A 26,600-nucleotide genomic window follows, 5' to 3' on the forward strand; every position below is an offset into this window, starting at 1 on the left:
CTGTGGTCGAGATCGTATGTTGCGTGCAGTGCAGGAGGCGCAACCATCGAGACGCTCAAGGGCTATGTGCAAGGGCAGAAAACGCCAGAATAGAGCCGCTGCGCGGCTCCCGCTTGTATCCCCGCCCGAGTGGGCAGGGGGGTTACACGCGGATTTTGCTAAACGGGAGTCAAACGCGCTGGATGGGAAGAGCGACAGGCCTTCAGGCAGGGCTGCCCGAGGCGAGCAGGGCATGCTCGCGCACGTAGCGGTCGAACTCGGTGAATCCGCCCACGTGCTCTTGGTCGACGAAGATCTGCGGGATGGTGTGTACCGGCTTGCCGATACGCTCGGCGAGGTCGGCCTTGCTGATGCCCTCGGCCCAGATGTCCACGTAGCGCTGGCCGTCGATGGCACCGGCGTCTTCTAGCCGCTCGGCCAGCGCCTGGGCGCGTACGCAGAAGGGGCAGCCGGGGCGACCGTAGATCACGACGAACATTGGCGTTTCTCCTTGCAGGTTCGGCGCTCATTCTGACCGATCGCGGCAAAGGCCGCCAATAGCGGCACGCTAGCCGTGCCATTGGCGAGGGCTATGGGGGCCGGGACTAGGGCTGGTCGAGCTAGGGTTCGCGGGCCTCGTCGAGCTGATTGGCGTCCGCCGCGCGCAGCAGATCGGCAAGCTCGGCGTGCACCTCGGGACTTGCCACCAGCAGGTTTTCGCCGTAGAGGTCCGCCGGGATGCCCTCGGGACAGGGATAGAGGTGGTCGGTGCGCGCACCGGCCTCGCGGGCGATCAGCCAGCCCGCCGCGAAATCCCAGGGCGAGACGCTCTCGTAGTAGGCGTCGAGGCGGCCGCAGGCCACGTCGCACAGGTCCAGCGCCGCGGCACCGTTGCGGCGCACGTCGCGGCAGTGGGTGAGCACCGCCATCAGCCGGCGAATGAGCGGCGGGCGACTGTCGCGGCGATAGGGGAAACCGGTCCCTACCAGGCAGCGCTCGAGTTCGGTGGCGTGGCTGGCGCGAATCGGCTTGCCGTTGCACCACGCGCCCTGGCCCTTGAGTGCCGTGAAGGTCTCGCCGAGAAAGGGCGCGTGCACCACGCCGAGGCACACCTCGCCTTTGCTGGCCCAGGCGATGGAGACTGCCACGTGGCGCAGGCCGTGGGCGAAGTTCACGGTGCCGTCGATGGGGTCGATGACCCAGAGGGCGTCGGCGTCGGCCATATGGTCGCGCTCCGGGGCGAGTTCTTCGCTGAGTCTCGCCTCATCGGGCAGCTGCGCGGCCAGGCGTTCGCTGATCAGGGTGTCGACCGCGACGTCGACATCGGTGACCAGTTCATCTCCCTGCTTGAAGTGGTGGCTGAAGCTGTGCTCGCGGCGGGCATCGATGATGCGTTCGCCCGCTTCCCGGGCGATGGCCTCCGCCAGATCGAGGCGTTCCTGGGGGCGCATGGGCATTCCTCGTCGCGGGGTGAACTGCCAGAATAGCAGCCGTATCGCCCCGTGCCGAACGCGCACCTTGCCAGGAAGGAGACGCCATGCAGAGCCTCAGCCCCGATCAGTACGCGCGATTGCGTCGCCTTGCGTCGGCCTGGGAGCAGGAGCAGGCCACTGACCTGGCGGCCACTTCCCGCGCCAACCCCCGGCTGGGGGTGGACGCACTCTGCTTCCAGCGCTTCACGCCCTCGCAGCCGGACGATCGCCCGGCGACCTATCTGGCCGGTGCGCTGGTCACGCCGGTATCGCTGTCGCTGGTGTTGGTGCCCGCCGAGCCGGACACCCCTTCGCCGGAGCCCGGTGACTATCAGCCGTTTTCCTTCCCATCGGGGCGCTACCCCTTCATCGCCGAGCGTCTCTCCGACGGCACCTGGCTGTGGCGCTGCGAGCTGCTCGACGACCTGTCGGACCTGGAGGCGCCGGAGGAGGCGAGTCGCCTTGCCCAGCGCCTGATGAGCCGGGTGATGGCCCCCGAGGCGTGAGGCTGGCGTCAACGCGAGGCGATGCTTATGCTGGACGCCTTGCACTGCCGCATTCCCACGACCCCATGCAGAGAGGATCCTTCATGACACAAGCGATGACCACCCCGCGCGTGGCCCTGGTCACCGGTACCGCCAGCGGTATCGGCGAGGCCGTCGTCAACCATTTCCGGGAGTTGGGCCACCAGGTGCTCGCCGTGGACTTCAACCCGCAGGCCGCCGAGAAGGCGGAAGCCGTGGGGGCGGTGTTCTTCCAGGCCGACCTGACCGACGCCCAGGCCTGCCAGGCGGCCGTTAACGAGGCCGTCAAGCGCTTCGGCCGGGTCGATATCCTGGTCAACAATGCCGGTATCCAGCATGTCTCGCCCATCGAGGATTTCCCGGAAGCCAAGTGGCGCCAGATCATCGACCTGATGCTGACCGCGCCCTTCCTGCTGAGCCAGGCCTGCTGGCCCTCCATGCGCGACAACGGCTGGGGACGGATCGTCAACATCGCCTCGGTCCATGCCCAGGTGGCCTCGCCCGGCAAGGCGGCCTACATCAGCGCCAAGCACGGTCTGATCGGCTTTACCAAGACCGCGGCCCTGGAGGGCGGCGCCCAGGGGATCACCGCCAACGCCATCTGCCCCGCCTACGTCAAGACGCCCTTGGTGGACAACCAGATCGCCGATCAGGCCAAGCTGCACGGCATGAACGAGCAGGAGGTCATTGAGCAGGTCATGCTAAAGAATGCCGCCATCAAGCGCCTGATCGACCCCAAGGAAGTGGCCCAACTGGTGGCCTACCTCGCCTCGGATGCCGCCAGCGCGGTGACCGGCTCGAGCTGGAACATCGATCTGGGCTGGACGGCTCAGTAACCACGCAGCGATTCCAGAGTACTGCTTACCGCCGCACCGGGCGCTTCTGCAGCTTGCGCTGCAGGGTGCGCCGGTGCATCCCCAAGGCCCGGGCGGTGGCGGAGATGTTGCCGTCGTGCTCCTGCAGGACTTTCTGGATGTGTTCCCAGGCAACCCGGTTGATCGACGGCGGGCTGTCGGCCACCTCGGCGTCCGGGTCGCCCGCCTCGCGGCCCAGGGCCGCGAGAATCTCGTCGGCGTCCGCCGGCTTGCACAGGTAGTTCACCGCACCCAGCTTGATGGCTTCCACGGCCGTGGCGATGCTCGAGTAGCCAGTCAGCACCACCACCCCGCAGTCGGGTACCACCTCGAGCAGCTCGGGCAGCAGCTTGAGACCGGAGCTGTGTTCCAGCTTGAGGTCGAGGGTGGCGATCTCCGGATGGTGTTGCTGTGCCAGGCTCAGCGCCTGGTCGGCGTCGTGGGCCACCAGAACCTCGAAACCGCGCCGCGTCAGGGCGCGCGACAGCACATGGCAGAACATCTCGTCGTCGTCGATGATCAGCAGGCGGGCATCGGAATCTTGCATGGCGACCTCGTCGTGTGTGTGGCTCAGGGGTGGCTGCGAGGCAGGATCACTTCCGTGAGTGTGCCCCCCTCGGGGTGATTGTACAGGCTCACGCCACCGCCGAAGCGGTTGATGGTGGCGTGGGTGAGAAACAGGCCGATGCCCAAGCCCTTGCTCTTGGTCGACACGAAGGTCTCGCCCAGCTGGTCGGCAATGGCCATGGCCACGCCAGGGCCGTGGTCGCGGATGTCGATCACCACCTCGTCGGCGGTCCACTCCAGCGAGATGCGGATGTTGTCGGGACTGGCGTCGGCGGCGTTGTTGAGCAGGTTGGTCAGGGCCTGGTCGAGGGTGGCGTCCACCGTCAGCCAGGGCGTACCGCGATGCTCGGCGACCGCCAGGTGGTGGCTGACATCGGGGCGCAGTACCAGCCAGCGCTGCACCACGCCGGTCAGCCAGTCGCGGGCGTCGCGGCGTTCCGGCACCGCCATGCGGCGACGGTCGGCACTGTCCACCAGGTGGCGCAGGCGCGACTTGCACAGCTCGACCTGCTGGCGCAGCAGGTCGATGTCCTGGCGCAGCGGCTGGTTGTTGCCGGCGTCCTCGCGCATTTCGCTGAGCAGCACCGCCATGGTCGACAGGGGCGTGCCCAGCTCATGCGCGGTGCCCGCCGCCTGGGTGGCGACCGCCAGCACCTGCTCGTTGCGCAGGGCCGCCTCGCGGGTGCGCGACAGGGCCTGGTCGCGGTGACGCAGGGCGTGCGCCATCTTGTAGATGAAGAAGGAGACCAGGCCGGCGGAGAGCGCGAAGTTCAGCCACATCCCCACCACGTGCAGATTGACGCTGTCGTCGCCATAGGGCTGGGTGAACGGTGGCACCGGATGATAGGCGAACAGCAGCAGGGTGTAGGCGAGCAGCGCCACCGCGGCGATGATCCAGGCGCAGTGCCAGGGCAGGGTGGCGGCGGCGATGGTCACCGGGACCAGGTAGTAGGTGATGAAGGGGTTGGTGGCGCCGCCGGTGAAGTAGAACAGCAGCGTCAAGCCCACCAGGTCGGCGAGCAGGTGGAGCAGGTTCTCGGCATGGGTGACCGCCCAGGGACGCCCCAGGCGCCACCAAGTAAAGAGATTGATCAACCCCATGGCCACCACCACTCCGATCACCGCTCCCACCTGCAGGTCGAAGTTGAGCAGTTCGATGCCGATGATGATGGCGGCGAGAAACCCGGTCCAGGTGATGCCGCGCACGATGGTCAGGCGGACCAGGTTGCGGCTCGGGGTCGACAGCGGCAGGGGCAGGGCAGCGGGCATGGTGGCTCCGTGACAGCGAACGGCCCCATGATAGCGCGTCGTGTCGGTGTCGGCAGGGGTAGCGCGGCGACGAGGTCCGATTGTCGCAGACAATCGATGCCGGACCGCACCGAAGAAAAATACGATAAGCCTGCCTTCCCGGCTTTGGATATTCTGGCTTCACATGCCTGAATACGACACGGCTGTCGTGATTGCCTCGGCCGCGCGTCCCCAGGGTGGATAACAACAACGGTACCCAGGCTTCCGTGACGAGCCTGGCCAGGCGGGAGAATCAATCCATGTCGACGGCATCGCGCGCGACGTCTCGGAACATCACCCCCACCCCGCAGAAGACCCAGGTTATCGGTTTTCTGCTGCTGGAAAACTTCACCCTGATCTCGCTGGCCTCGGCCATCGAGCCGTTGCGCATGGCCAACCAGCTTGCCGGCAGCGAGCTCTACCGCTGGTATACCCTCACCTCGGACGGTCAGCCGGTCAGCGCCAGCGATGGCCTGACGGTGACGCCGGACGTCTCGCTGCGCACGCCGCTCGGCCTGGACATGGTGATCGTCTGTGGCGGGGTGGGCCCGCATCGCAGTGTGCAGCGCGAGCACGTCAGCTGGTTGCAGGGTCAGGCGCGCCTGTCGCGGCGCCTGGGGGCGATCTGTACCGGCAGCTGGGCGCTGGCCAAGGCTGGGCTGCTCGACGGCTACGATGTCAGCACCCACTGGGAGTGCATGGCAGCGATGCGCGAGGCCTTTCCGCGCGTCGAGCTGACCACGCGGCTGTTCTGCATCGACCGTGACCGGGCGACCTGCTCGGGGGGCGCGGCGCCGCTCGACATGATGCTCAACCTGATCTGTCGCGACCACGGCCGCGAACTCTCGGCCGGCATTTCCGAGATGTTCATCTGCGAGCGGGTGCGCAGCGACCAGGACCAGCAGCGCATTCCGCTGCGCCACGTGCTGGGCACCAACCAGCCCAAGCTGCTGGAGATCGTGGCGCTCATGGAGGCCAACCTCGAGGAGCCCATCGCGCTCGACGAGCTGGCCTGCTACGTCGGTGTGTCGCGTCGTCAGCTGGAACGGCTGTTCCAGAAGAACCTGCGCTGTTCGCCCTCGCGCTACTACCTCAAGCTGCGATTGACCCGGGCGCGCCAGCTGCTCAAGCAGACGGCGATGTCGATCATAGAGGTGGCCTCGGCGTGCGGCTTCGTTTCCACACCGCACTTCTCCAAGTGCTACCGGGAGTTCTTCGGCATTCCCCCGCGCGACGAGCGGCTCGGCTACCTGGCCCCGCCGGTGCGCCTCAAGCGCAGCGAAGCCGAGGGCCTGTTCAGCCAGGCGGCCTTCGAGGCCATCAACGAGGAGCCGGTTTCCGGCGCCATCGTGGCCCTCGACCAGGCGCGTGGCGAGCCCACCTACGCCAGCGTGGCCGTCGGCAACTGACCCGAGCGTTCGTCCCTCTCCTTGCCCTGAAGAGGCCGCCTGCGCGGCCTCTTTTGCGCGTGCCCGTCGGATGCGCCATGTCGGCGACGGGGTGACGCTTTTGGAATCCTCGCCGTCGTTTCCAGCGGGCGTGCCGCGCACGGCCCGGCGCTATGCTGCCGGCAGGCAACGCCCCCCGACGGAGACCCCGACATGACCCCCAGCGAACTGCACCAGGACGCCATCGTCATCGATGGCTTGATCATCGCCAAGTGGAACCGCGAGCTGTTCGAAGACATGCGACGCGGCGGCCTCTCGGCGGCCAACTGCACCGTCTCGGTGTGGGAGGGTTTCCAGGCCACCGTCGACAACATCGTCAAGTCGAACGCGCTGATGGCCGAGTGCAGCGACCTGGTCCGGTCGGTACGCACCACCGCCGACATCACCCGCGCCAAGGAGGAGGGCAAGACCGGCATCCTCTACGGCTTCCAGAACGCCCACGCCTTCGAGGACCAGATCGGCTACGTCGAGATCTTCAAGCAGCTCGGCGTGGGCATCGTGCAGCTGTGCTACAACACCCAGAACCTGGTGGGCACCGGCTGCTACGAGCGCGACGGCGGGCTTTCTGGCTTCGGCCGGGAGATCGTCGCCGAGATGAACCGCGTGGGCATCATGTGCGATCTCTCCCATGTCGGTTCGCAGACCTCCGAGGAGGTGATCCTCGAGTCCCAGAAGCCGGTCTGCTACTCCCACTGCCTGCCGTCGGGGCTCAAGGAGCACCCGCGCAACAAGTCCGACGAGGAGCTCAGGTTCATCGCCGACCACGGCGGCTTCGTCGGCGTGACCATGTTCACCCCCTTCCTGCGCGCCGGCATCGACGCCACCGTCGACGACTACGTCGAGGCCATCGAGTACGTGATGAACATCGTCGGCGAGGATGCCATCGGCATTGGCACCGACTTCACTCAGGGCCACGGCCAGGACTTCTTCGAGTGGCTCACCCACGACAAGGGCTACGCCCGCCGCCTGACCAGCTTCGGCAAGATCATCAACCCCGAGGGCATTCGCACCATCGGCGAGTTCCCCAATCTCACCGAAGCGCTATTGCGCCGCGGCTTCAGTGAGCCGGTGGTGCGCAAGATCATGGGCGAGAACTGGGTGCGGGTTTTGAAGGATGTTTGGGGCGCCTGACGGCCCGAACCGATTCGCGAATCACCTGCGACAAGAACAACGATTTTCGAGGAATATCACCGTGACCAAGATGGCTCCCGAACTGCCCATCGAAGTGGACGCCGAGACCGGCGTCTGGACCACCGATGCCCTGCCGATGCTCTACGTGCCGCGGCACTTCTTCATCAACAACCATGTGGCAGTGGAGGAAGCGCTGGGTGCCGAGAAGTACGCCCAGATCCTTTACGACGCCGGCTACAAGAGCGCCTGGCACTGGTGCGAGAAGGAGGCCGAGCTGCACGGCCTCGAGGGCGTCGACGTCTTCGAGCACTACATGACGCGCCTCTCTCAGCGGGGCTGGGGCAAGTTCGTCACCGAAGCCATCGACCTCGATGCCGGCACCGCACGGGTGCGCCTGGAGCACAGCGCTTTCGTCTATCAGCTCGGCAAGACCGGTCACAAGGCAGAGTACATGTTCACCGGCTGGTTCGCCGGTGCCATGGACCAGATCCTCGCCGCTCGCGGCAGTCGGCTGCGCACCGTCGCTGAACAGACCCAGAGTGCGGCCGAGGAAGGCTGCGACGTGGGCGTTTTCATCGTCAAGCCGATTTCTGCAACGCAGGGCTGAGGGGAACCACCATGGCATTCGACGCGATCTTCCAGCCGATCCAGATCGGCAAGCTGACCATCCGCAACCGGGTCGTCAGCACCGCTCACGCCGAGGTCTACGCCACCGACGGGGGCATGACCACCGAGCGTTACGTCAAGTATTACGAGGAGAAGGCCAAGGGAGGCTGCGGACTCTGCATCTGCGGCGGCTCCTCGGTGGTCTCCATCGACAGTCCCCAGGGCTGGTGGAGCTCGGTGAATCTCGCCACCGACCGCATCATCCCGCACTTCCAGAATCTCGCCGACGCCGTGCACCGGCACGGCGGCAAGATCATGATCCAGATCACCCACATGGGACGGCGTTCGCGCTGGGACGGCTTCGACTGGCCGACGCTGATGTCGCCCTCCGGCATCCGCGAACCGGTGCACCGCTCCACCTGCAAGTCCATCGAGGAGGAGGAGATCTGGCGCATCGTCGGCGACTTCGCCCAGGCGGCGCGCCGGGCGAAAGAGGGCGGTCTCGACGGCGTCGAACTCTCCGCGGTGCACCAGCACCTGATCGACCAGTTCTGGAGCCCACGGGTCAACAAGCGCGAGGACCAGTGGGGCGGCAGCTTCGAGAACCGCATGCGCTTCGGCATGGAGGTGCTCAAGGCAGTGCGCGCCGAGGTGGGCGACGACTTCGCGGTGGGCATGCGCATCTGCGGCGACGAGTTCCACCCCGACGGCTTGACGCACGAGGACATGAAGCAGATCGCCGCCTACTATGACGCCACCGGCCAGGTCGACTTCTTCGGCGTGATCGGCTCGGGCTGCGACACCCACAATTCGCTCGCCAACGTCATTCCCAACATGTCCTACCCGCCGGAGCCCTTCCTGCACCTGGCGGCGGGCATCAAGGAAGTGGTCGGCGTGCCGGTGATCCACGCCCAGAACATCAAGGATCCCAACCAGGCAAGCCGCATCCTCGAGGGGGGCTATGTGGACCTGGTGGGCATGACTCGGGCGCATATCGCCGACCCCCACCTGATCGCCAAGATCAAGATGGGCCAGGTGGACCAGATCCGGCAGTGCGTGGGTGCCAACTACTGCATTGACCGCCAGTACCAGGGCCTTGACGTGCTGTGCATCCAGAACGCTGCCACCTCGCGGGAGTATCTGGGCCTGCCGCACATCATCGAAAAGAGCGAAGGGCCCAAGCGCCGCGTCGTGGTGGTGGGCGGCGGCCCCGGCGGCATGGAGGCAGCGCGCGTCGCCGCCGAGCGCGGCCACGCGGTGACCCTCTTCGAGGCCGCCGAGGCCCTGGGCGGGCAGATCACCATCGCCGCCCAGGCCCCGCAGCGCGACCAGATCGCCGGCATCACCCGTTGGTACCAGCTCGAGCTTGCGCGACTGGGCGTCGACCTGCGCCTCGGCACTCGCGCCGACGAGGCGACCCTGCTCGACTTGCGCCCCGATGTCGTGGTGCTTGCCACCGGCGGCCAGCCCTTCCTCTCCCAGTTCCCCGAGTGGGGCTACTCGGAAAACGCAGAGGAGAGCCTGGTGGTGAGCACCTGGGACATCCTCTCGGGTCGGGTGGCGCCGGGCAAGAACGTGCTGATCTTCGATGCCATCTGTGAGTTCGCCGGCGTCTCGGCGGCGGATTTTCTCGCCGACAAGGGCGCCAAGGTGGAGATCGTCACCGACGACATCAAGCCCGGTGCGGCGGTGGGTGGCACCACCTTCCCCACCTACTACCGCAGCCTCTACGAGAAGGAGGTGATCATGACCTCCGACCTGATGCTGCACAAGGTCTACCGCGAAGGCGACGGCCTGGTGGCGGTACTCGAAAACGAGTACACCGGCGCCCTCGAGGAGCGGGTGGTCGACCAGGTCGTGGTGGAAAACGGCGTGCGGCCGGACGAGACGCTCTACTACACGCTCAAGGGGCAGTCGCGCAACCACGGGCAGGTGGATCTGGAGGCGCTCTATGCCGCCAAGGCGCAGCCCTGCCTGAGTGAACCGGGCGACGGTTATCTGCTGTTCCGCTTGGGCGACTGCACCGCGCCGCGCAATACGCATGCGGCCATTTATGACGCCCTGCGGCTGTGCAAAGACCTCTGAAAGCTATTGCGCTCGGCCAGGTGTTGTTGACGTTCGGCTCGTCATGCTCATGGAGCAGCCAGTCCACTCCGCTGACTCGCCGAACTTCGCCTAGCCTGGCCGTCGCTCATGACGCTTTCACCATGCCGGCTTCTCCCGGAGCCGAATAACAATAGCAAGCCGTGAGGTGAGCACCATGCTCGATACCCTCCTGCCGATACTGATCTTCTCCGCCCTGGCGCTGGCCGTGATCGGCGCCATGCGGCGCATCCGCCTGTGGCGCCAGGGGCGGCCGTCACCCGTGCCGATTCTCCAGGGCCTGGCCGCCATGCCGCGCCGCTACGTGGTGGATCTCCACCACGTGGTGGCGCGCGACAAGGTAATGTCCAACACTCACGTGGCCACCGCCGGCGGTTTCGTCGCCGCCGCCGTGCTGATGATACTGGTACATGGCCTCGGCCTGGCGCAGGGCGTGCTCGGCTGGGCGCTGCTGGCCGCCAGTGCCGTCATGTTCGTCGGCAGCCTGTTCGTCGCCCGGCGGCGGCGCAACCCGCCCGCGCGCCTTTCCAAGGGCCCCTGGATGCGCCTGCCCAAGAGCCTGATGGCGTTTTCGCTGAGTGTATTCCTGATCACCCTGCCGGCGGTCGGCGTGCTGCCGCAAGACGCTGGCAGTTGGATATTGGCCGTGGCGCTGGCCGCGGTACTGGCCTGGGGCCTGGGCGAGATGGTCTTCGGCATGACCTGGGGCGGGCCCATGAAGCACGCCTTCGCCGGCGCCTTGCATCTGGCCTTCCATCGCCGGCCGGAGCGCTTTTCCACCAAGGCGGGAGGGAAGGGGCGTTCCACCGGTCTCAAGGCGCTCGACCTCGACTCTCCCCAGGCCAAGCTGGGGGTGGAGATGCCCAGCGACTTCACCTGGAACCAGCTGCTCGGCTTCGACGCCTGCGTTCAGTGCGGGCGCTGCGAGGCGGTCTGCCCGGCCTTCGCCGCGGGCCAGCCGCTCAACCCCAAGAAGCTGATCCAGGACATGGTGGTCGGCCTGGCCGGCGGCAGCGATGCCCACTACGCTGGTTCGCCCTATCCGGGCAAGCCGGTGGGGGAACATGCCGGTGGCCCTCATGGCCCGATCGTGGCGCGCGAGGGCAAGGCGCTGGTGGACGCCGAGACGCTGTGGTCGTGCACTACCTGCCGCGCCTGCGTCGAGGAGTGCCCGATGATGATCGAGCACGTCGACGCCATCGTCGACATGCGCCGCTTCCTCACGCTGGAGCATGGCAATACCCCCAACAAGGGGGCAGAGGTGCTCGACAACCTGATCGCCACCGACAACCCCGGGGGCTTCGATCCCGGTTCGCGGCTGCACTGGGCGGCGGATTTGAACCTGCCCCGGATGGCCGATCTCGGCCAGGTCGACGTGCTGCTGTGGCTGGGCGACGGCGTCTTCGACATGCGCAACCAGCGTACCCTTCGGGCCCTGGTGAAGGTGCTGCGTGCGGCCGAGGTCGATTTCGCCGTGCTGGGCGACGAGGAACGCGATAGCGGCGACGTGGCACGGCGCCTGGGGGACGAGGCGACCTTCCAGTCGCTGGCGCGGCGCAATATCGCCACCCTGGCCAAGTACCGCTTCCAGCGCATCGTCACCTGCGACCCCCACAGCTTCCATGTGCTCTGCAACGAGTACCGCGAGCTGGGCGGCCCCGGTGGCGATGCCCACTATACGGTGCTTCACCACAGCACCTTTATCGCTGAGCTCTACGCAGCAGGGCAGCTGCACTTCACGCCCTGGAAGGGGGGGGCGGTCACCTACCACGACCCCTGCTACCTGGGTCGCTACAACGGCGAGTACGAGGCACCACGCGAGGTCCTGCGGGCGCTGGGCATCACCGTGACCGAGATGGCGCGTTCCGGCTTCCGCTCGCGCTGCTGCGGCGGCGGTGGCGGGGCACCGCTCACCGATATCCCCGGCGAGCGGCGCATCCCCGACATGCGCATGGACGACGTGCGAGAGACCGGAGCCGAGCTCGTCGCCGTGGGTTGCCCGCAGTGCACCGCCATGCTCGAGGGGGTAGTGGAGGCAGCCGAGGTGCGGGATATCGCCGAGCTGGTGGCCGACGCCCTGGTGATACTCCCCGTCAAGATGGCCAAGGGGCAGGGCCGTGCCGGCCAAGCCCGTGTCGAGGAGCTGGCATCATGAGCGAGATTCGTCGTCGCGATCCCCGCAGGGAGTGGATCGCCCGCAACCGGCTGCATCGCGACCACGTGAGCGTGCTTGCCGTGCTTGGGCAGGGCAACACCCCGAGCGAGTGGCTGGGGCCGAATGGCGTGATGCGCCGCAACCCCCATGCCGTGGGCTTTATCGGCCCCAACGGCCTCAAGCGCATCGACCGCAGCGGTGGTCAGCAGGGCGGCCCGGCTACGGTCGCGACCGGCACCGCGGCCAGCGACAGCCGCCAGGCGGTGACGATCGAGGCACCCGCCTTCCTGGTGGCGGTAGTGCCCGACATGAGCGGCGGTCGGCTGTCGAGCCACGACCGCGACCTGCTGGGTCTGGCGCGCCAGCTGGCCGATGCCGATCCGGCGCGGCCCGGCGCGGTGCTGGCGGTGCTCTTCGGCAGCCACAAGGAGGAGGCGCTGGGCGAGGCGGGCGTGGACCGCCTGCTGCACCTCGGCGATGACGCCTACGAGGGTTATGCCCCGGAAGCGCGTCTGGCCGTACTTGCCGCTGTGGAACGCGACCTGGCCCCGCGCCACTGGCTACTGCCCGACTCCCCGCTCGGCGGCGCCGACCTGGGACGGCGCCTGGCGGCCCGCCTCGGCGAGCGGCCGGCCACCGGTGTCTGGCAGCTGGAGGCCGACGCCGAGGCCAGGGGGAAGAACGGGAGCGGCTGGCGCTGTACCGCCCGGGGCGCCGCGAACACCCGGGACTTCCTGCGTCCGTTGCCGCGGGTGGCCCTGGCGCTGGCCGAATGCGCCGAGCCGGTCAGCGAGACGCGTCATGCCGCCGAGCCCGTGACGCTGGCTCAGCCGTTGCCCGTGTTGCTGTCGCGTATCGCGGACCTGGGGCCGGTCGCCGTCGACCCCGCCGGCGTGGCGCTGGCCGAGGCGGGGTTCATCCTCTCCGCGGGCAACGGGGTCACCGACTGGGAGGGCTTTCACCACGCTGCCAAGCTGCTGGGGGCCACCCAGGGCGCCTCGCGGGTGGCCGTCGATGACGGTCATATGCCGCGCCACCGCCAGGTAGGCGCCACCGGCACTTGGGTCACCGCCCGGGTCTACGTGGCGGTGGGCATCAGCGGCGCCATCCAGCACCTTCAGGGCATCCAGAGCTGCGACAAGGTGGTGGCGATCAACCGTGACCCGGGCTGCGACATGATCAAGCGCGCCGACCTCGCCGTGATCGGCGATGCGGCCTTGGTGCTCCAGGCCCTGGTCACCCTGGTGGAGCAAGAGCGAGAGGAGAAGCGCCATGCGGCCTGACCCCCAGAAGAGCCCCTCCCTGGCGATCACGGTGCTGGTTTCCGTGGGCTGTCACCCCTTGACCGGCCGGGGGCGCCGTGCCGATCAGGACGCCCGCGGCGTCGAGCTGGCCCGGGCACTGCCGCTGGCCGAGGTCCGGCTGCTCCATGCCGGTGTCCTGGACGCGGGTAGCGACGCCGCGCTGCGCGGCTATCTGGGCATGGGGTTCGATGCCCTGACCCTGATCGAGCAGCCCGAGTCCAGCGACGTGGTACCGGCACTGGCCGAGGTGCTGGCCGATCATCCGCCGACGCTGGTGATCGCCGGGACGCGGGCCGAGCGCGGCGAAGCGTCGGGGCTGCTCCCCTACCTGCTCGCCGAGCGATTAGGCTGGCCGCTGGTGGCCGCCGTCGCCGAGGTGGAGGGCGTCGAAGGGGGGGTGGCGACTCTGCTGCAGGCCCTGCCACGCGGCCAGCGTCGCCGTCTTCAGGTGCGCTTGCCTGCTATCCTCACCGTGGACAGCGCCGCTCCGGCGCCACGCCAGAGCGCCTTCGGGCCGGCGCGGCGCGGTCAGTTGGCCGTGCACGAGGTCGGCGAAGCGGTGCCCGATGCCGAGCTCGTCGAGTGGGTGGAACAGCCGGCCCGCAAACGCCCCAAGCGGCTCAAGATCGTCAAGGCCGCCTCGGCCCGCGACCGCTTCAAGGCCGCCGCGGCCAAGGCCGAGGGTGGCAGCGGCCAGGTGCTCGACGGCGTCACGCCGGAGCAGGGTGCCGAGGCGATTTTGAAGCTGCTGAAGGAAGAGGGTGTGCTGCGCCGCTGATCACGCGGCCTGCCAAGCGACGACAGCCCCGGCCAGGTGCCGGGGCTGTCGTCTGTGCGGGGCAGGGACGAACGTCAGGGCGCGATGCGTCCGCTGGCGTCGGTGAAGCCCATCAGGGAAATATCCAGGGCCATGCGGTTGCCACGCGGCCCGATCAGGCTGAGGGTCGCCGTGCTGCCGGTGCGCAGCGCCTGGACATGCCCGTTCGTCCTTGCGAGGTCGAGCCCCGTCTCTCGCGCAGCCCTGACCAGACGGAAGGCCATCCCCGCAGGATCGCCAGCGGGGTGCCGAGGGTGTGGGGGATGTCGCAATCAGGCATCGCGATGACTCATTGGGGAAGCGTGCCGCTGAGCATTATCGCTAAGGTCTGTGGGTGGCGTTTGCGCCGCTCCCCCTCCCTGCAACACAACAAGACGAAGGAAATCACCCATGAGTGCAGCCAATCGCGGCGTCGTCTACAAGGGGCCTGGTCAGGTCGCCGTCGAATCCATCGCCTATCCGGAACTCGCCCTCGGCAATCGCAAGTGCAACCACGGGGTGATCCTGAAAGTCGTCACCACCAACATCTGCGGCAGCGATCAGCACATGGTGCGTGGCCGCACCACCGCGCCGTCCGGCCTGGTGCTGGGCCACGAGATCACCGGTCTGGTGGTCGAGTGCGGCCGCGATGTCGAATTCATCCAGCCGGGCGACCTGGTCTCGGTGCCGTTCAACATTGCCTGCGGTCGTTGCCGCAACTGCAAGGAGGGCCGGACCGGTATCTGCCTCAACGTCAATCCGGCGCGACCCGGTGCGGCCTACGGCTATGTCGACATGGGTGGCTGGGTCGGCGGCCAGACTGAATATGTCATGGTGCCCTACGCCGACTTCAATCTGCTGAAGTTCCCGGACACCGACCAGGCCATGGAGAAGATCCGTGACCTGACCCTGCTCTCCGATATCTTCCCCACCGGTTTCCACGGCTGTGTCACCGCCGGGGTGGGGCCGGGCAGCACCGTCTATATCGCCGGTGCCGGCCCCGTGGGCCTGGCGGCGGCGGTCTCTGCCCAGCTCCTCGGGGCGGCCTGCGTGATCGTCGGCGACATGATCGAGGAGCGCTTGGCCCAGGCGAGGAGCTTCGGTTGCGAAACCCTCGACCTGACCCAGGATGGCGACATGGCCGACAAGCTCGAGGCGATCCTCGGCGAGCGTGAGGTCGACTGCTTCGTCGACTGTGTCGGCTTTGAAGCCCATGCCTGTGGCTGCAACCACGGCAAGGAGGCCCCTGCCACCGTGCTCAACTCGGCCATGCAGCTGACCCGTGCCGGCGGCCAGATCGGTATTCCGGGCCTCTACGTGACCGAGGATCCGGGCGCGGCCGACGACGCCGCCAAGCAGGGCGCGCTGAGCATGCGCTTCGGCCTGGGCTGGGCCAAGTCCCACTCCTTCCATACCGGCCAGTGTCCGGTGATGAAGTACCATCGCCCGCTGATGCAGGCGATCCTGTTCGGCAAGGTCAATATCGCCGATGCGGTCAATGTCCAGATGATCACCCTCGACCAGGCCCCGCAGGGCTATGCCGACTTCGATGGCGGGGCGGCGAAGAAATTCGTCATCGACCCCCACGGCAGCGTGGCCGCGTAAGGAAGAAACCGAGCTGGCCGACTGCTGGCGCCAAAAGGCGGCGCGGTGAGCCATTTCGGGGTATCGACCCCCACGGCAGCGTGGCGCCTGAGGGGACGGCGGGCGCCGAGTGTCGTCCTCTCGACAGCCCCGGTCACGACCGGGGCTTTTCTCAAAGCGACCTCGGGATATCTCCAGGCTGCACCGCGGTCGACCAGACATTGTTCCTCCAGGTGGCGGGTGCCAACATGATTGGCCAAGGCGCCCAACGACGATAACGAGCCCATGATGACCGTCCAGACCGTGACTCCCCAACGCCGCCTGCGGGGCAAGCCCCGCGGGCGTGACCTCGACCCCAGCGAGCTCGACGCCCTGCGTCGCCTGCTCGGTGACGAGCGCGAGCAGCCGGCACTGCGACGCCGCGACCTGCTGATCGAGCACCTCCACGCCATCCAGGACAGCCGCGGCCACCTGCCGCTCGCCGCGCTGCGCGCGCTTGCCGCCTACATGAAACTGCCCATGGCGGCGGTCTACGAGACGGCGACCTTCTACGCCCACTTCGACGTCATCCACGACGACCAGACCACGCCGCCGGCGATCACCGTGCGAGTCTGCGATTCGCTCTCCTGTCAGCTGGCCGGGGCGGCGACCCTCAAGGCCGAGCTCGAGGCCGGCCTGGACCCGGCCGCGGTGCGCGTGCTGCGTGCGCCCTGCATGGGGCGCTGCGAGACGGCACCGGTGGTGGAGGTGGGCCATCGCCACCTCGGTCATGCCACCCCGCCGGCGGTCGAGGCGGCTATGGCCGACGGTGACCTGCATCCCGAACCGATCGACTGGCCGCGCCTGGACGCCTACCGTGCCGCGGGGGGCTACGCCCTGCTCGACGCCTGCCGGAGCGGGCGCGTCACGGTGGAAGCGCTGATGGCCGAACTCGAGGCGGCCAACCTGCGTGGCCTGGGCGGCGCCGGTTTCCCGACCTTCAAGAAGTGGACCTTCGTGCGCCAGGAGGCGGGGCCGCGGTATTGCGCGATCAACGCCGACGAGGGGGAGCCCGGCACCTTCAAGGACCGCTACTACCTCGAGCGCGAGCCGCACCGCTTCCTCGAGGGCGCCCTGGTGAGCGCCTGGGCCGTGGAGGCCTGTGCGCTCTACATCTACCTGCGCGACGAGTACCCCGGCCTGCACCGGGTGCTCCGCGAGGCGATTGCCGAGCTGGAAGCGGCAGGGCTCGTCGAGCCGGGCTATGTGGTGCTGCGCCGCGGCGCCGGCGCCTACATCTGCGGCGAGGAGTCGGCGATGATCGAGTCGCTGGAGGGCAAGCCCGGCAAGCCGCGCCATCGCCCGCCTTTCGTCGCCCAGAAGGGGCTCTTCGACCGCCCGACACTGGTCAACAACGTGGAAACCGTCTACTGGATCCCGCTGATCCACCAGCGCGGCGCGGCCTGGTTCGCCGACCAGGGGCGACACGGCCGCAGTGGCCTGCGCAGCTTCTCGGTCTCCGGGCGGGTGCAGCGCCCCGGCGTGCACCTGGCGCCGGCCGGGATCACCCTGAACGAGCTGATCGACGATTACTGCGGCGGCATGGCCGAAGGGCACCGCCTCGCCGGCTACCTGCCGGGGGGCGCCTCCGGTGGCATCCTGCCGGCGAGCAAGGCGGACATCCCGCTCGATTTCGACACCCTGCAGGCGGAGGGCTGCTTCATCGGCTCGGCGGCGCTCATCGTGCTGTCGGACCAGGACGACCTGCGCGGCGTGGCCACCAACCTGCTGGCTTTCTTCGCCGACGAGTCGTGCGGGCAGTGCACGCCGTGCCGCGTCGGTAGCGAGAAGATGCTCTCGCTGCTCGAGCGCGAGCAGTGGGACGCCGCGGCACTCGAGCGGCTCGCCCAGGTGATGATGGATGCCTCCATCTGCGGGCTGGGGCAGGCGGCGCCCAATCCGGTGTTGGGGCTGCTCAAGGACTTCCGCGGCGAACTCGCCGCCCAGAACCTGATCATCAAGGGGTGACAAGATGAGTGACACGAGCTTCACCCTGACCCTCGACGGCAGCGCAGTGCGCGCCTATCCCGGCGAGACGCTGTGGCAGGTGGCCAAGCGCGCCGGCGAGACCATTCCCCACCTCTGCTTCCTGGACGCCCCCGGTTACCGCGCCGACGGCAACTGCCGCGCCTGCATGGTGGAGATCGAGGGCGAGCGGGTGCTGGCTGCCAGCTGCATCCGCGAGGCGCGCCCCGACATGGTGGTCAAGAGCGTCTCCTCCGAGCGTGCCCGCGTGGCTCGCGAGGGCGTGCTCGAACTGCTCGCCGTCGACCAGCCCCAGCGCGAGGCCAGCCCCGACCGCTCGAGCCACTTCTGGGCCATGGCCGACCAGCTGGCCGTGGACGCCACGGCGGTGCGCGAGTGGCTGCCCCGCCAGGACGAGCGCACAGCGCCCACCGTGCACCATGTCGCCGAGCGCGAGCGTTCGGAGAGCCACGCTCAGGGGCACGACAGCAGCCACTCGGCGATGCGTGTCAATCTCGATGCCTGCATCGAGTGCAACCTCTGCGTACGCGCCTGCCGCGAGGTGCAGGTCAACGACGTCATCGGCCTGGCCCACCGCGGCGCGGCGTCCAAGATTGTCTTCGACTTCGACGACCCCATGGGCGACAGCACCTGCGTGGCCTGCGGCGAGTGCGTCCAGGCCTGTCCCACCGGGGCGCTGATGGAGGCGACGCTGGTCGACGAGCAGGGGCGCGGCGACTCCGCCGCGGCGGATCGCCAGGTCGATTCCGTCTGCCCCTACTGCGGCGTGGGCTGCCAGCTCACCTACCACGTCAAGGGCGAGCCCGGGAAGGACGAGCGCATCCTCTTCGTCGAGGGCAAGGACGGCCCGGCCAACCAGGGGCGGCTGTGCGTCAAGGGACGCTTCGGCTTCGACTACCCCAACCACCCGGCGCGCCTCACCACCCCGCTGATTCGCCGCGAGGGCGTTGCCAAGGGGCTCGACCCGAACTTCGATCCGGCCCAGCCGCTGACCCATTTTCGCGAGGCGAGCTGGGACGAGGCACTGGACCTGGCCGCCCGAGGGCTTGTCGACCTCAAGGCCGCCCATGGGCCCCAGACGCTGGCCGGCTTCGGCAGCGCCAAGTGCTCCAATGAGGAGGCCTGGCTGTTCCAGAAGCTGGTGCGCACGGGCTTCGGCTCCAACAACGTCGACCACTGCACCCGGCTGTGCCACGCCAGCTCCGTGGCGGCGCTCATGGAGTGCATCGGCTCCGGTGCGGTGACCGCGTCGTTCATGCAGGCGGCCAACGCCGACGTGGTGATTCTCACCGGCTGCAACCCGGCGGTGAACCACCCGGTGGCGGCGACCTTCTTCAAGCAGGCCGCCAAGCGCGGCACCAAGTTCATCGTGCTTGACCCGCGCGGCCAGGCGCTGGACGCCTATGCGCATCTCAGCGTGCGCTTCACGCCGGGGGCCGACGTCTCGCTGTTCAATGCGTTGCTCAACGTCATCGTCAGCGAGGGGCTCTACGACGCGGCCTACATCGCCGAGCACACCGAGGGCTTCGAGGCGCTCAAGGCCCACGTCGCCGAGATGACCCCCGAGGCGATGGCGTCTGCCTGCGGCGTCGAGCCGGCAACCATTCGTGAGGTGGCGCGCCTCTACGCCACGGCCGAGCGGGCGATGATCTTCTGGGGCATGGGGATCTCCCAGCACACCCACGGCACCGACAACGCGCGCTGCCTGATCTCGCTGGCGCTGGCCTGCGGTCACACCGGGCGGCCCGGTACCGGCCTGCACCCGCTGCGCGGCCAGAACAACGTCCAGGGCGCCTCCGACGCCGGCCTGATCCCCATGGTGCTGCCGGACTACCAGCCGGTGGGCGATACCCAGCTGCGTGCCGCCTTCGAGGAGCTCTGGAACACGCCGCTCGACGACCAGCCGGGCCTGACGGTGGTGGAGATCATGCACGCCATCCACGACGGCACCATCCGCGGCATGTACATCCAGGGCGAGAACCCGGCCATGTCCGACCCCGACCTGGACCATGCCCGGGCGGCCCTGGCCAGGCTCGAGCACTTGGTGGTGCAGGACCTCTTCGTTACCGAGACGGCCCAGTTCGCCGACGTCATCCTGCCGGCCTCCAGCTGGTCGGAGAAGGAGGGCACCGTCACCAACACCAACCGCCAGGTGCAGCTCGGGCGGGCCGCGGTGGCGCTGCCGGGCGAGGCCCGGCCCGACTGGTGGATCATCCAGGAGATCGCCCGGCGCTTCGGCCTCGACTGGCGCTACACGCACCCCCGCGAGGTGTTCGCCGAGATGAAACGTGGCATGCCCTCGCTCGACCACATTACCTGGGAGCGGCTCGAGCGCGAGCACTCGGTCAGCTATCCCTGCCCGGCGGACGACGCCCCCGGTGCCGACGTGGTCTATGCGGATGCCTTCCCCACCGCCAGCGGCAAGGCCAGGTTCTCGCCGACATTGCCGCTACCGCCGGATGAGCCGATCGACGCCGACTACCCGGTGGTACTGACCACCGGCCGCCAGCTCGAGCACTGGCACACCGGCTCGATGACGCGCCGGGCCCGCGTGCTCGACGATCTGGAGCCGGCCGCGGTGGCAAGCCTGGCCCCAACGGAAGCACGCCGCCTGGGTGTGGCGCCCGGCGAGCCGCTCACCATCACCACCCGGCGCGGCAGCATCACGCTGGCGGCGCGCGTCGACCCGGCGATGCCGGAGGGCATGGTGTTCGTGCCGTTTTGCTACGCCGAGGCGGCCGCCAACGTGCTGACCAACCCGGCACTGGACCCCTTCGGCAAGATCCCCGAGTTCAAGTACGCGGCGGCTCGGCTGTCCAGGGCAGCATCGACCGCCATGGGCGATACTGTCGAACAACGGTAATAGGGAGGGTGGGACGATGATGATCGCAGACCTGATCGACGGCGACGACTTCCGCCAGCGCCTGGTGGCGCTGGGAGTGCGCATTCCCGACGGCGCCTGTCCCGAGACCTGCGCGCGCATGGCGCGGCTGATGCACGAGCAGGTGGGTATCGAGGGGCTGGCGGTGCTGGTGGCCGAGCTCGAGGCCCAGCGCGAGGTGATGCTGCCCTCGGTGCGTCTGGCGCTAGAGCAGAACCTACGCCCGGCAGTGGAAGAGCGCGAGCGTCACTAATCCCCGCAGGATTGCCTTATACCCTAGCGCCGCCTTGCCCGGATCGGGCAAGGCGGCGCGCGGCAACGGGCCCGACCTTGGGGGGCGGGCCCATGTTGTTCAAGGATTTCCTGAAGGGTAGGCGGCTAGCGGAAGCTGCCCTCGCCGTCAGGGCGGCGAGGGGATACGTCAGCCCTGTACCATCTGCAATTGTGGGGCGCTCTGTCCGAGGTTCTCCTGCAGCCGCTCGCTGTACCAGTCGATGAAGTCGATCACGCCGAACTCATAGGTTGCGGAGTAGGGGCCCGGCTCGTAGGCCTTGGAGTTGATGCCGCGCTGGTTCTCCTCGGCGAGGCGACGGTCCTGGTCGTTGGTGGCGTCCCACACGTGACGCATCTGCTCGGGGTGGTAGTCCACGCCCTCCACGGCCTCCTTGTGCACCAGCCACTTGGTGGTGACCAGGGTCTGCTGCGGGCCCAGCGGCATGACACGAAATACTACCGCGTGGTCGCCCATGAAGTGGTTCCAGGAGTTGGGCAGGTGGAGGATGCGCAGCGACCCCATGTCGGGGCTCTCGAGGCGTCCCATCAGCATCTGGCAGGCGGGCTTGCCGTCCATGGTCATGGAGACGGTGCCGTCGAGCAAGGGCGTGCGGGTCAGGCGGTTGCGCTTGCCGAAGCGCTTGAGCTGCCAGGGCACCTGCTGGGTGTCCCAGTCGGCCTGCTTGCGCGCGACAAGCGCCTTGTAGGTCGGGGTGGCGCGCGGGTCGTCGGTGTCGTCGAACTCCTGCAGGGAGTTGAGCAGTTCGGGGTGGGCGCCGTTGCAGTGGTAGCACTCGCGGTTGTTCTCGATGACCAGCTTCCAGTTGGCCTGCTCGACGATGGAGGACTCCACGGCCACCTTGACGTTGGCCATGTCGTAGGGTTCCAGGTAGTGCTCGAGAGTGACCAGGAAGTCATCGATGGCCGGCGGCTCGTCGGCGAGGCTGATGAAGAGGTAGCCTCCGGCGCTCTTCACGTGGATCGGCTTGAGGCCGTAGGCGGCCAGGTCGAAGTGCTCGCCCATGTCGCTGCCGGCAAACAGCAGGCGACCGTCGAGTTCGTAGGTCCACTGGTGGTAGGGGCACACCAGCTTGGCGACCTTGCCCTTCTCCTTCACGCACAGCCGCGAGCCGCGATGCCGGCAGACGTTGTGGAAGCCGTGCACGGCGCCGTCGCTGCCGCGCACGAGGATCACCGGGTTGTCGCCCACCTCCAGGGTCATGAAGTTACCCTTGGCGGGAATCTCGCACGTCATGCCGGCGAACAGCCACTCCTTCTCGAAGATCTCCTGCATGTCCAGGGCGAAGAACCGGGCATCGTTGTAGAACGGCTGGGGCAGGGAGAAATTGGGCCGGCGGCGACGCAGGCTCTCGGCCACTTCCTGACGCGCGTTGGCCAGCGGATCATCGAGGGAGACGGGGTCAAAGGCAGACATGGGAGATATTCCTCGTTGTTGGTTGGGCGAATGCCGGGCACGTTCGTCGCCGTGTCGCAAGCGGAGTGTGCGCCACGGCCTTGGGGTACCCATGTCCGCCAGCGACCCGAAACGATGCCCGAGCGACCTTGACCAGCGGTGGGTCGCGACGGCGAGGGGGTGATGGATATCTCGATGTCGTAGCCAGAACAGTCGCAACGGACCCACAGGCCGCAGAATGCGCTCAGACAGTGCGGTGGCGGCTGTCGAGGCGTTCCCCGCTCAACCCTGGCGAGACGACAATGACAATGAACTTCCTCAATCCGGTGACGACCCAGACCTGGACCAACGGGCGCCACCTGGTGCGCTGTGTCAAGGTGATCCAGGAAACCTGGGACGTGCGTACCTTCTGCTTCATGGCCGAACAGCCGGTGCTGTTCTTCTTCAAGCCGGGGCAGTTCGTGACCCTGGAGCTGGAGATCGAGGGCGAGCCGATCATGCGCTCCTACACGATCTCGAGTTCGCCCTCGGTACCCTACAGCTTCTCGATCACCGTCAAGCGGATGCCCGGCGGCAAGGTCTCCAATTGGTTGCACGACCACCTCAAGGCGGGCTCTGAGCTGGCGGTGCACGGCCCGGTGGGTAATTTCAACGCCATCGACTATCCGGCCGACAAGCTGCTGATGCTCTCCGGCGGGGTGGGCATCACGCCGCTGATGTCGATGACCCGCTGGTACTTCGACACCAATGCCGCCGTTGACCTGGAGTTCGTGCACAGCGCGCGCTCTCCCAGCGACATCATCTTCCACCGCGAGCTGGAGCACATCTTCTCGCGCATCCCTGAATTCAAGCTGCACCTGATCAGCGAGCGCAGCGACGAGCTGGGCCAGATCTGGTCCGGCTTTCGCGGCTTCCTGACTCGGCCGATGCTGGAACTGATGGTGCCCGACTACCTGGATCGCGAGATCTTCTGCTGTGGTCCCACCCCCTACATGAAGGCGGTCCGGCAGCTTCTCGCTGACCAGGGCTACGACATGAGCCGCTACCACGAGGAGTCCTTCGGCGCGACCCCGGTGGAGGTCCAGGAGGAAGCGCTCGAGCACGCCGAACAGGCGGAGGCGGAAGCCGAGGAAGTCGATGTCGCCGAGATGATCCGCGTGGAATTCAGCACCACCGGCAAGAGCGTGCGCATCCAGCCCGGCGAGACGGTGCATGCGGCCGCGGCCAAGCTGGGCCTGCACATCCCCAAGGCGTGTGGCATGGGCATCTGTGGCACCTGCCGGATTCCGTTGAGCGCGGGGCAGGTCGACATGGAGCACAACGGCGGCATCACCGACGAGGATATCGAAGAGGGCTACATCCTCTCCTGTTGCAGCAAGCCGCGGTGTGACGTGGTCCTCGACTACTGAAGATGCCGCAGCCCCGGTTGGTTGCATCCGCCCTCCCGCCTTGACAAGCGGGCAGGGCGAGCTAGGTTGAGAGTAGACCGGTCGGTCTATTGGAGGCGACAACGGGAGACTCATGGCACAAGACACGAAGCAGCGGCTGCTGGATGCGGGACTCGAGATGCTTCTGCGGCATGGCTACAACGATCTTGGCGTGCAAGCCCTGCTGACGGCCACGAACACGCCGAAGGGATCGTTTTACCACTACTTCCCCAGCAAGGAGGCCTTCGCCCTCGAACTCATCGAGTGCTACATGGTGGAAGTGCACCGGGGGCTGGATGCCACCCTGGGGGATCGTTCGCTGCCGCCGCTGGCACGGGTGCGCCGCTTCTTCGAGCTGACCCAGGAAAAGTACCGCGAGGAGGGATACCTGGGGTGCATGCTCGGCGGGGTCGGTCAGGAGCTCTCGGGCGTCAACGAGGTGTTCCGGGCCAAGATCGAGCAGTGCTTCAACGCGATCGCCGAACGCATTGCCGGCTGCCTGGAAGAGGCGCGCCAGCGAGGCGACCTGCCGGCGGACTTCGCGTCGCGCCGCATGGCCGATCTGTTGGTGAACTGCTGGGAGGGCGCGGCGCTGCGCACGCGGCTGCGTCGCGACCCCACCTCGCTGCAGGCCATGCTGGACTTCTACTTTGCCGCCGCCACGGGGTGAGTTTTTTTACCCTGTCACTAGACCGACCGGTCGGTTCGAGGTGGGCGCCTACCTGCCCATCAAACTCTGGAAAACAACTCACGGAGCGATTCACTCCGTACCCCGAGTGGAGGTGCACCATGGCAACTTCAACTCTCTTCGACCGCCTGGGCGGCAGTGACGGCATCCAGGCCCTGGTCGACGACATCGTCGACGCGCACCTGGCCAACCCGGCCATCCAGGCACGCTATCTTCCCCTGAGTGAGGATCCCAAGCGCATGGCGACGGCCAAACGGCATCTGGTCGACTTCATCACGACCGGTTCCGGCGGGCCGGCGGTCTATGAGGGGCGCAATATGCTCGAAATACATCGGGGGATGAATATCGGTGAGGGCGAATACATGGCCGCCATCGATGACATCCTGGGCGCGCTCGATCGCCACGGCGCCGACGAGCAGACCCGCAAGGACATGCTGGCCATTGCCTACTCGCTGAAGGACGAGATCATTCGCGTCTGACCGGCCGTCCCCGGTCCGAACGGCGGGCCGGGGACGTTATGCCTCCCTCCGCTGTCTCGCCTATCTCCTATCTCGTCTATCCCCCCCCTCAGCCGCATGGCGTATTGCCAGACGACACCGGTGTCGCAAACGCATCGGGGCGTGACGCCGCCAAGCATCTTGACCCCCAGGGCACAGGGATACCATCGCCGCAAGGATGGCAGAGTGATCAACGGCTGCTCCTTGCCACGACAACAACCCTGGAGGCCTGCATGTCCCACCGCGATGGGTTTGCCCACACCGATTCCCTGGCATCCTTCGATGCTCCCCTGGCCTTGGCCATCAACGAGGAAACCGCTCGCCAGGAGGCGCACATCGAGCTGATCGCCTCCGAGAACTACGCCAGCCGCCGCGTCATGGAGGCCCAGGGCACCCAGCTCACCAACAAGTACGCCGAGGGCTATCCGGGCAAGCGCTACTACGGGGGCTGCGAGTTCGTCGACAAGGTCGAGCGCCTGGCCATCGAGCGCGCCTGCGACCTCTTCGGTGCCGACTACGCCAACGTTCAGCCCCACTCCGGCGCCCAGGCCAATGCCGCCGCTTTCATGGCGCTGGTCAAGCCGGGCGACACCGTGCTGGGCATGAGCCTGGCCCACGGCGGTCACCTGACCCACGGCGCGGCGCCCAACTTCTCCGGCAAGCACTACCATGCCGTGCAGTACGGCCTGAACGCCGATACCGGCGAGATCGACTACGCCGAGGTCGAGCGCCTGGCCCACGAGCACCGGCCCAAGCTGATCATCGCCGGCTTCTCTGCCTACTCGCGGGTCGTCGACTGGCGGCGCTTCCGCGCCATTGCCGACGCGGTGGACGCCTGGCTGCTGGTGGACATGGCCCATGTGGCGGGTCTGGTAGCCGCCGATCTCTACCCGAGCCCGCTGCCGCACGCTCACGTGGTGACCACCACCACCCACAAGACGCTGCGCGGCCCGCGCGGTGGCCTGATTCTCTCCGCCCACAACGACCCGGAGCTGCACAAGAAGCTGAATGCCGCGGTCTTCCCCGGGCAGCAGGGCGGCCCGCTGATGCACGTCATCGCCGCCAAGGCGGTCGCCTTCAAGGAGGCGATGTGCCAGGAGTTCGTGCGCTACCAGCAGCAGGTGATCGACAACGCCCGCGCCATGGCAGAGGTGTTCATCGAGCGAGGCTATGACGTGGTCTCGGGCGGGACCGACAACCATCTCTTCCTGCTGTCGCTGATCCGTCAGGGCGTCACCGGCAAGGATGCGGACGCGTCCCTGGGACGGGCATGCATCACCGTCAACAAGAACTCGGTGCCGAACGATCCCCAGAGCCCCTTCGTTACGTCCGGCCTGCGCATCGGCACCCCAGCGGTGACCACCCGCGGCTTCGACGTCGCCGACTGCCAAGCATTGGCCGGCTGGATCGCCGACCTTCTCGATGGCCTGGCAGCGGGCGAGTCCACCGAGGCACTCGAGGCCGACGTGCGTGACAAGGTGGCCGCCCTCTGCGACCGCTACCCGGTGTATGGTGGCGTTGCGGCTGCAGCCGACAGCGCCGCCGAGCCGGCCGCCGCAACCCTGGGCTAGGAAGGGAGATCACT

The 26,600-nt window shown here is 67.6% G+C and carries 23 protein-coding genes and 1 pseudogene; 18 read left to right on the forward strand and 6 right to left on the reverse strand.

Annotated elements, in window-relative coordinates; all coding sequences use genetic code 11:
* Positions 1-93 (forward strand): annotated as a pseudogene (locus tag FEF15_RS00005) (IS200/IS605 family transposase); the annotation flags it as partial.
* Between the two features lie 109 nt (positions 94-202).
* Here FEF15_RS00005 and FEF15_RS00010 read toward each other — a convergent pair.
* Both FEF15_RS00010 and FEF15_RS00015 read right to left on the reverse strand, forming a co-directional pair.
* The gene (locus FEF15_RS00010; protein WP_163557041.1) at positions 203-478 is read right to left on the reverse strand and encodes a GrxA family glutaredoxin; all 276 of its coding nucleotides are present in this window, start codon (positions 476-478) and stop codon (positions 203-205) included.
* A 121-nt stretch (positions 479-599) separates the two neighbouring features.
* The gene (locus FEF15_RS00015; protein ID WP_163557042.1) at positions 600-1,430 is read right to left on the reverse strand and encodes an inositol monophosphatase family protein; all 831 of its coding nucleotides are present in this window, start codon (positions 1,428-1,430) and stop codon (positions 600-602) included.
* 86 nt (positions 1,431-1,516) lie between these two features.
* On the opposite strand from FEF15_RS00015, the gene hybE reads away from it, so the two are divergent.
* Together hybE and FEF15_RS00025 are read left to right on the forward strand one after the other, a co-directional pair.
* Positions 1,517-1,957, forward strand: coding sequence for a [NiFe]-hydrogenase assembly chaperone HybE (gene hybE / locus FEF15_RS00020; protein WP_163557043.1), 441 nt, complete (start codon positions 1,517-1,519; stop codon positions 1,955-1,957).
* A gap of 83 nt (positions 1,958-2,040) precedes the next feature.
* Entirely contained in the window at positions 2,041-2,811 is a 771-nt protein-coding gene (locus FEF15_RS00025; protein WP_163557044.1) for a 3-hydroxybutyrate dehydrogenase, read from the forward strand.
* A gap of 25 nt (positions 2,812-2,836) precedes the next feature.
* On the opposite strand, the gene FEF15_RS00030 is transcribed toward FEF15_RS00025, so the two are convergent.
* Together FEF15_RS00030 and FEF15_RS00035 are read right to left on the reverse strand one after the other, a co-directional pair.
* Positions 2,837-3,376 (reverse strand): response regulator transcription factor, encoded by a 540-nt coding sequence (locus tag FEF15_RS00030; protein WP_163557045.1) that lies wholly within the window; start codon positions 3,374-3,376, stop codon positions 2,837-2,839.
* Positions 3,377-3,399: 23 nt separating this feature from the next.
* Entirely contained in the window at positions 3,400-4,665 is a 1,266-nt protein-coding gene (locus FEF15_RS00035) for an ATP-binding protein (RefSeq protein WP_163557046.1), read from the reverse strand.
* 278 nt (positions 4,666-4,943) lie between these two features.
* On the opposite strand from FEF15_RS00035, the gene FEF15_RS00040 reads away from it, so the two are divergent.
* The 7 genes from FEF15_RS00040 to FEF15_RS00070 all read left to right on the forward strand — a co-directional run bounded on the left by FEF15_RS00040 (position 4,944) and on the right by FEF15_RS00070 (position 14,208).
* Positions 4,944-6,092, forward strand: coding sequence for a GlxA family transcriptional regulator (locus FEF15_RS00040; protein WP_163557047.1), 1,149 nt, complete (start codon positions 4,944-4,946; stop codon positions 6,090-6,092).
* 192 nt (positions 6,093-6,284) lie between these two features.
* A complete protein-coding gene (locus tag FEF15_RS00045) occupies positions 6,285-7,262 on the forward strand; it encodes a dipeptidase (protein WP_163557048.1) in 978 nt (325 codons plus the stop codon).
* A gap of 61 nt (positions 7,263-7,323) precedes the next feature.
* Positions 7,324-7,869 (forward strand): 4-vinyl reductase, encoded by a 546-nt coding sequence (locus FEF15_RS00050; protein ID WP_163557049.1) that lies wholly within the window; start codon positions 7,324-7,326, stop codon positions 7,867-7,869.
* Between the two features lie 11 nt (positions 7,870-7,880).
* A complete protein-coding gene (dgcA, locus tag FEF15_RS00055) occupies positions 7,881-9,953 on the forward strand; it encodes a dimethylglycine demethylation protein DgcA (protein WP_163557050.1) in 2,073 nt (690 codons plus the stop codon).
* 175 nt (positions 9,954-10,128) lie between these two features.
* Positions 10,129-12,126, forward strand: a complete 1,998-nt coding sequence (locus FEF15_RS00060; RefSeq protein ID WP_163557051.1) for a (Fe-S)-binding protein — start codon at positions 10,129-10,131, stop codon at positions 12,124-12,126.
* On the forward strand, positions 12,123-13,409 hold the full coding sequence (locus tag FEF15_RS00065) for an electron transfer flavoprotein subunit alpha/FixB family protein (protein ID WP_163557052.1): 1,287 nt from the start codon (positions 12,123-12,125) through the stop codon (positions 13,407-13,409). The genes FEF15_RS00060 and FEF15_RS00065 overlap by 4 nt, the downstream gene beginning before the upstream one ends.
* Positions 13,399-14,208: an electron transfer flavoprotein subunit beta gene (locus FEF15_RS00070; protein ID WP_163557053.1), complete on the forward strand. Its 810-nt coding sequence runs from the start codon at positions 13,399-13,401 to the stop codon at positions 14,206-14,208. The genes FEF15_RS00065 and FEF15_RS00070 overlap by 11 nt, the downstream gene beginning before the upstream one ends.
* 74 nt (positions 14,209-14,282) lie before the next feature.
* Here FEF15_RS00070 and FEF15_RS00075 read toward each other — a convergent pair whose 3' ends face one another.
* A complete protein-coding gene (locus tag FEF15_RS00075) occupies positions 14,283-14,471 on the reverse strand; it encodes a hypothetical protein (protein WP_346427848.1) in 189 nt (62 codons plus the stop codon).
* Positions 14,472-14,637: 166 nt separating this feature from the next.
* On the opposite strand from FEF15_RS00075, the gene fdhA reads away from it, so the two are divergent.
* From fdhA to FEF15_RS00095, 4 genes are all read left to right on the forward strand, one after another.
* Positions 14,638-15,831 (forward strand): formaldehyde dehydrogenase, glutathione-independent, encoded by a 1,194-nt coding sequence (gene fdhA, locus FEF15_RS00080; protein ID WP_163557054.1) that lies wholly within the window; start codon positions 14,638-14,640, stop codon positions 15,829-15,831.
* Positions 15,832-16,098: 267 nt separating this feature from the next.
* Positions 16,099-17,817, forward strand: a complete 1,719-nt coding sequence (locus tag FEF15_RS00085) for an NADH-ubiquinone oxidoreductase-F iron-sulfur binding region domain-containing protein (protein WP_205598447.1) — start codon at positions 16,099-16,101, stop codon at positions 17,815-17,817.
* A 4-nt stretch (positions 17,818-17,821) separates the two neighbouring features.
* Positions 17,822-20,698, forward strand: coding sequence for a formate dehydrogenase subunit alpha (gene fdhF / locus FEF15_RS00090; protein ID WP_163557056.1), 2,877 nt, complete (start codon positions 17,822-17,824; stop codon positions 20,696-20,698).
* A gap of 16 nt (positions 20,699-20,714) precedes the next feature.
* On the forward strand, positions 20,715-20,969 hold the full coding sequence (locus FEF15_RS00095) for a hypothetical protein (protein ID WP_163557057.1): 255 nt from the start codon (positions 20,715-20,717) through the stop codon (positions 20,967-20,969).
* A gap of 168 nt (positions 20,970-21,137) precedes the next feature.
* Here the strand turns inward: FEF15_RS00095 and FEF15_RS00100 are convergent, their stop codons facing one another.
* Positions 21,138-22,424: an aromatic ring-hydroxylating dioxygenase subunit alpha gene (locus tag FEF15_RS00100; RefSeq protein ID WP_163557058.1), complete on the reverse strand. Its 1,287-nt coding sequence runs from the start codon at positions 22,422-22,424 to the stop codon at positions 21,138-21,140.
* 281 nt (positions 22,425-22,705) lie between these two features.
* Between FEF15_RS00100 and FEF15_RS00105 the strand changes: the two genes are divergently transcribed.
* The 4 genes from FEF15_RS00105 (at position 22,706) to glyA (ending at position 26,586) form a co-directional block, all read left to right on the forward strand.
* A complete protein-coding gene (locus FEF15_RS00105) occupies positions 22,706-23,812 on the forward strand; it encodes a hybrid-cluster NAD(P)-dependent oxidoreductase (protein WP_163557059.1) in 1,107 nt (368 codons plus the stop codon).
* Positions 23,813-23,924: 112 nt separating this feature from the next.
* Positions 23,925-24,500 (forward strand): TetR/AcrR family transcriptional regulator, encoded by a 576-nt coding sequence (locus tag FEF15_RS00110; RefSeq protein ID WP_163557060.1) that lies wholly within the window; start codon positions 23,925-23,927, stop codon positions 24,498-24,500.
* Positions 24,501-24,619: 119 nt separating this feature from the next.
* Positions 24,620-24,997, forward strand: coding sequence for a group 1 truncated hemoglobin (locus FEF15_RS00115; RefSeq protein WP_163557061.1), 378 nt, complete (start codon positions 24,620-24,622; stop codon positions 24,995-24,997).
* Positions 24,998-25,248: 251 nt separating this feature from the next.
* Positions 25,249-26,586, forward strand: coding sequence for a serine hydroxymethyltransferase (gene glyA / locus FEF15_RS00120; RefSeq protein WP_163557062.1), 1,338 nt, complete (start codon positions 25,249-25,251; stop codon positions 26,584-26,586).
* The last annotated feature ends 14 nt before the right edge of the window (positions 26,587-26,600 follow it).

Source organism: Halomonas sp. NO4, from assembly GCF_010994375.1.
Lineage (GTDB): Bacteria > Pseudomonadota > Gammaproteobacteria > Pseudomonadales > Halomonadaceae > Halomonas.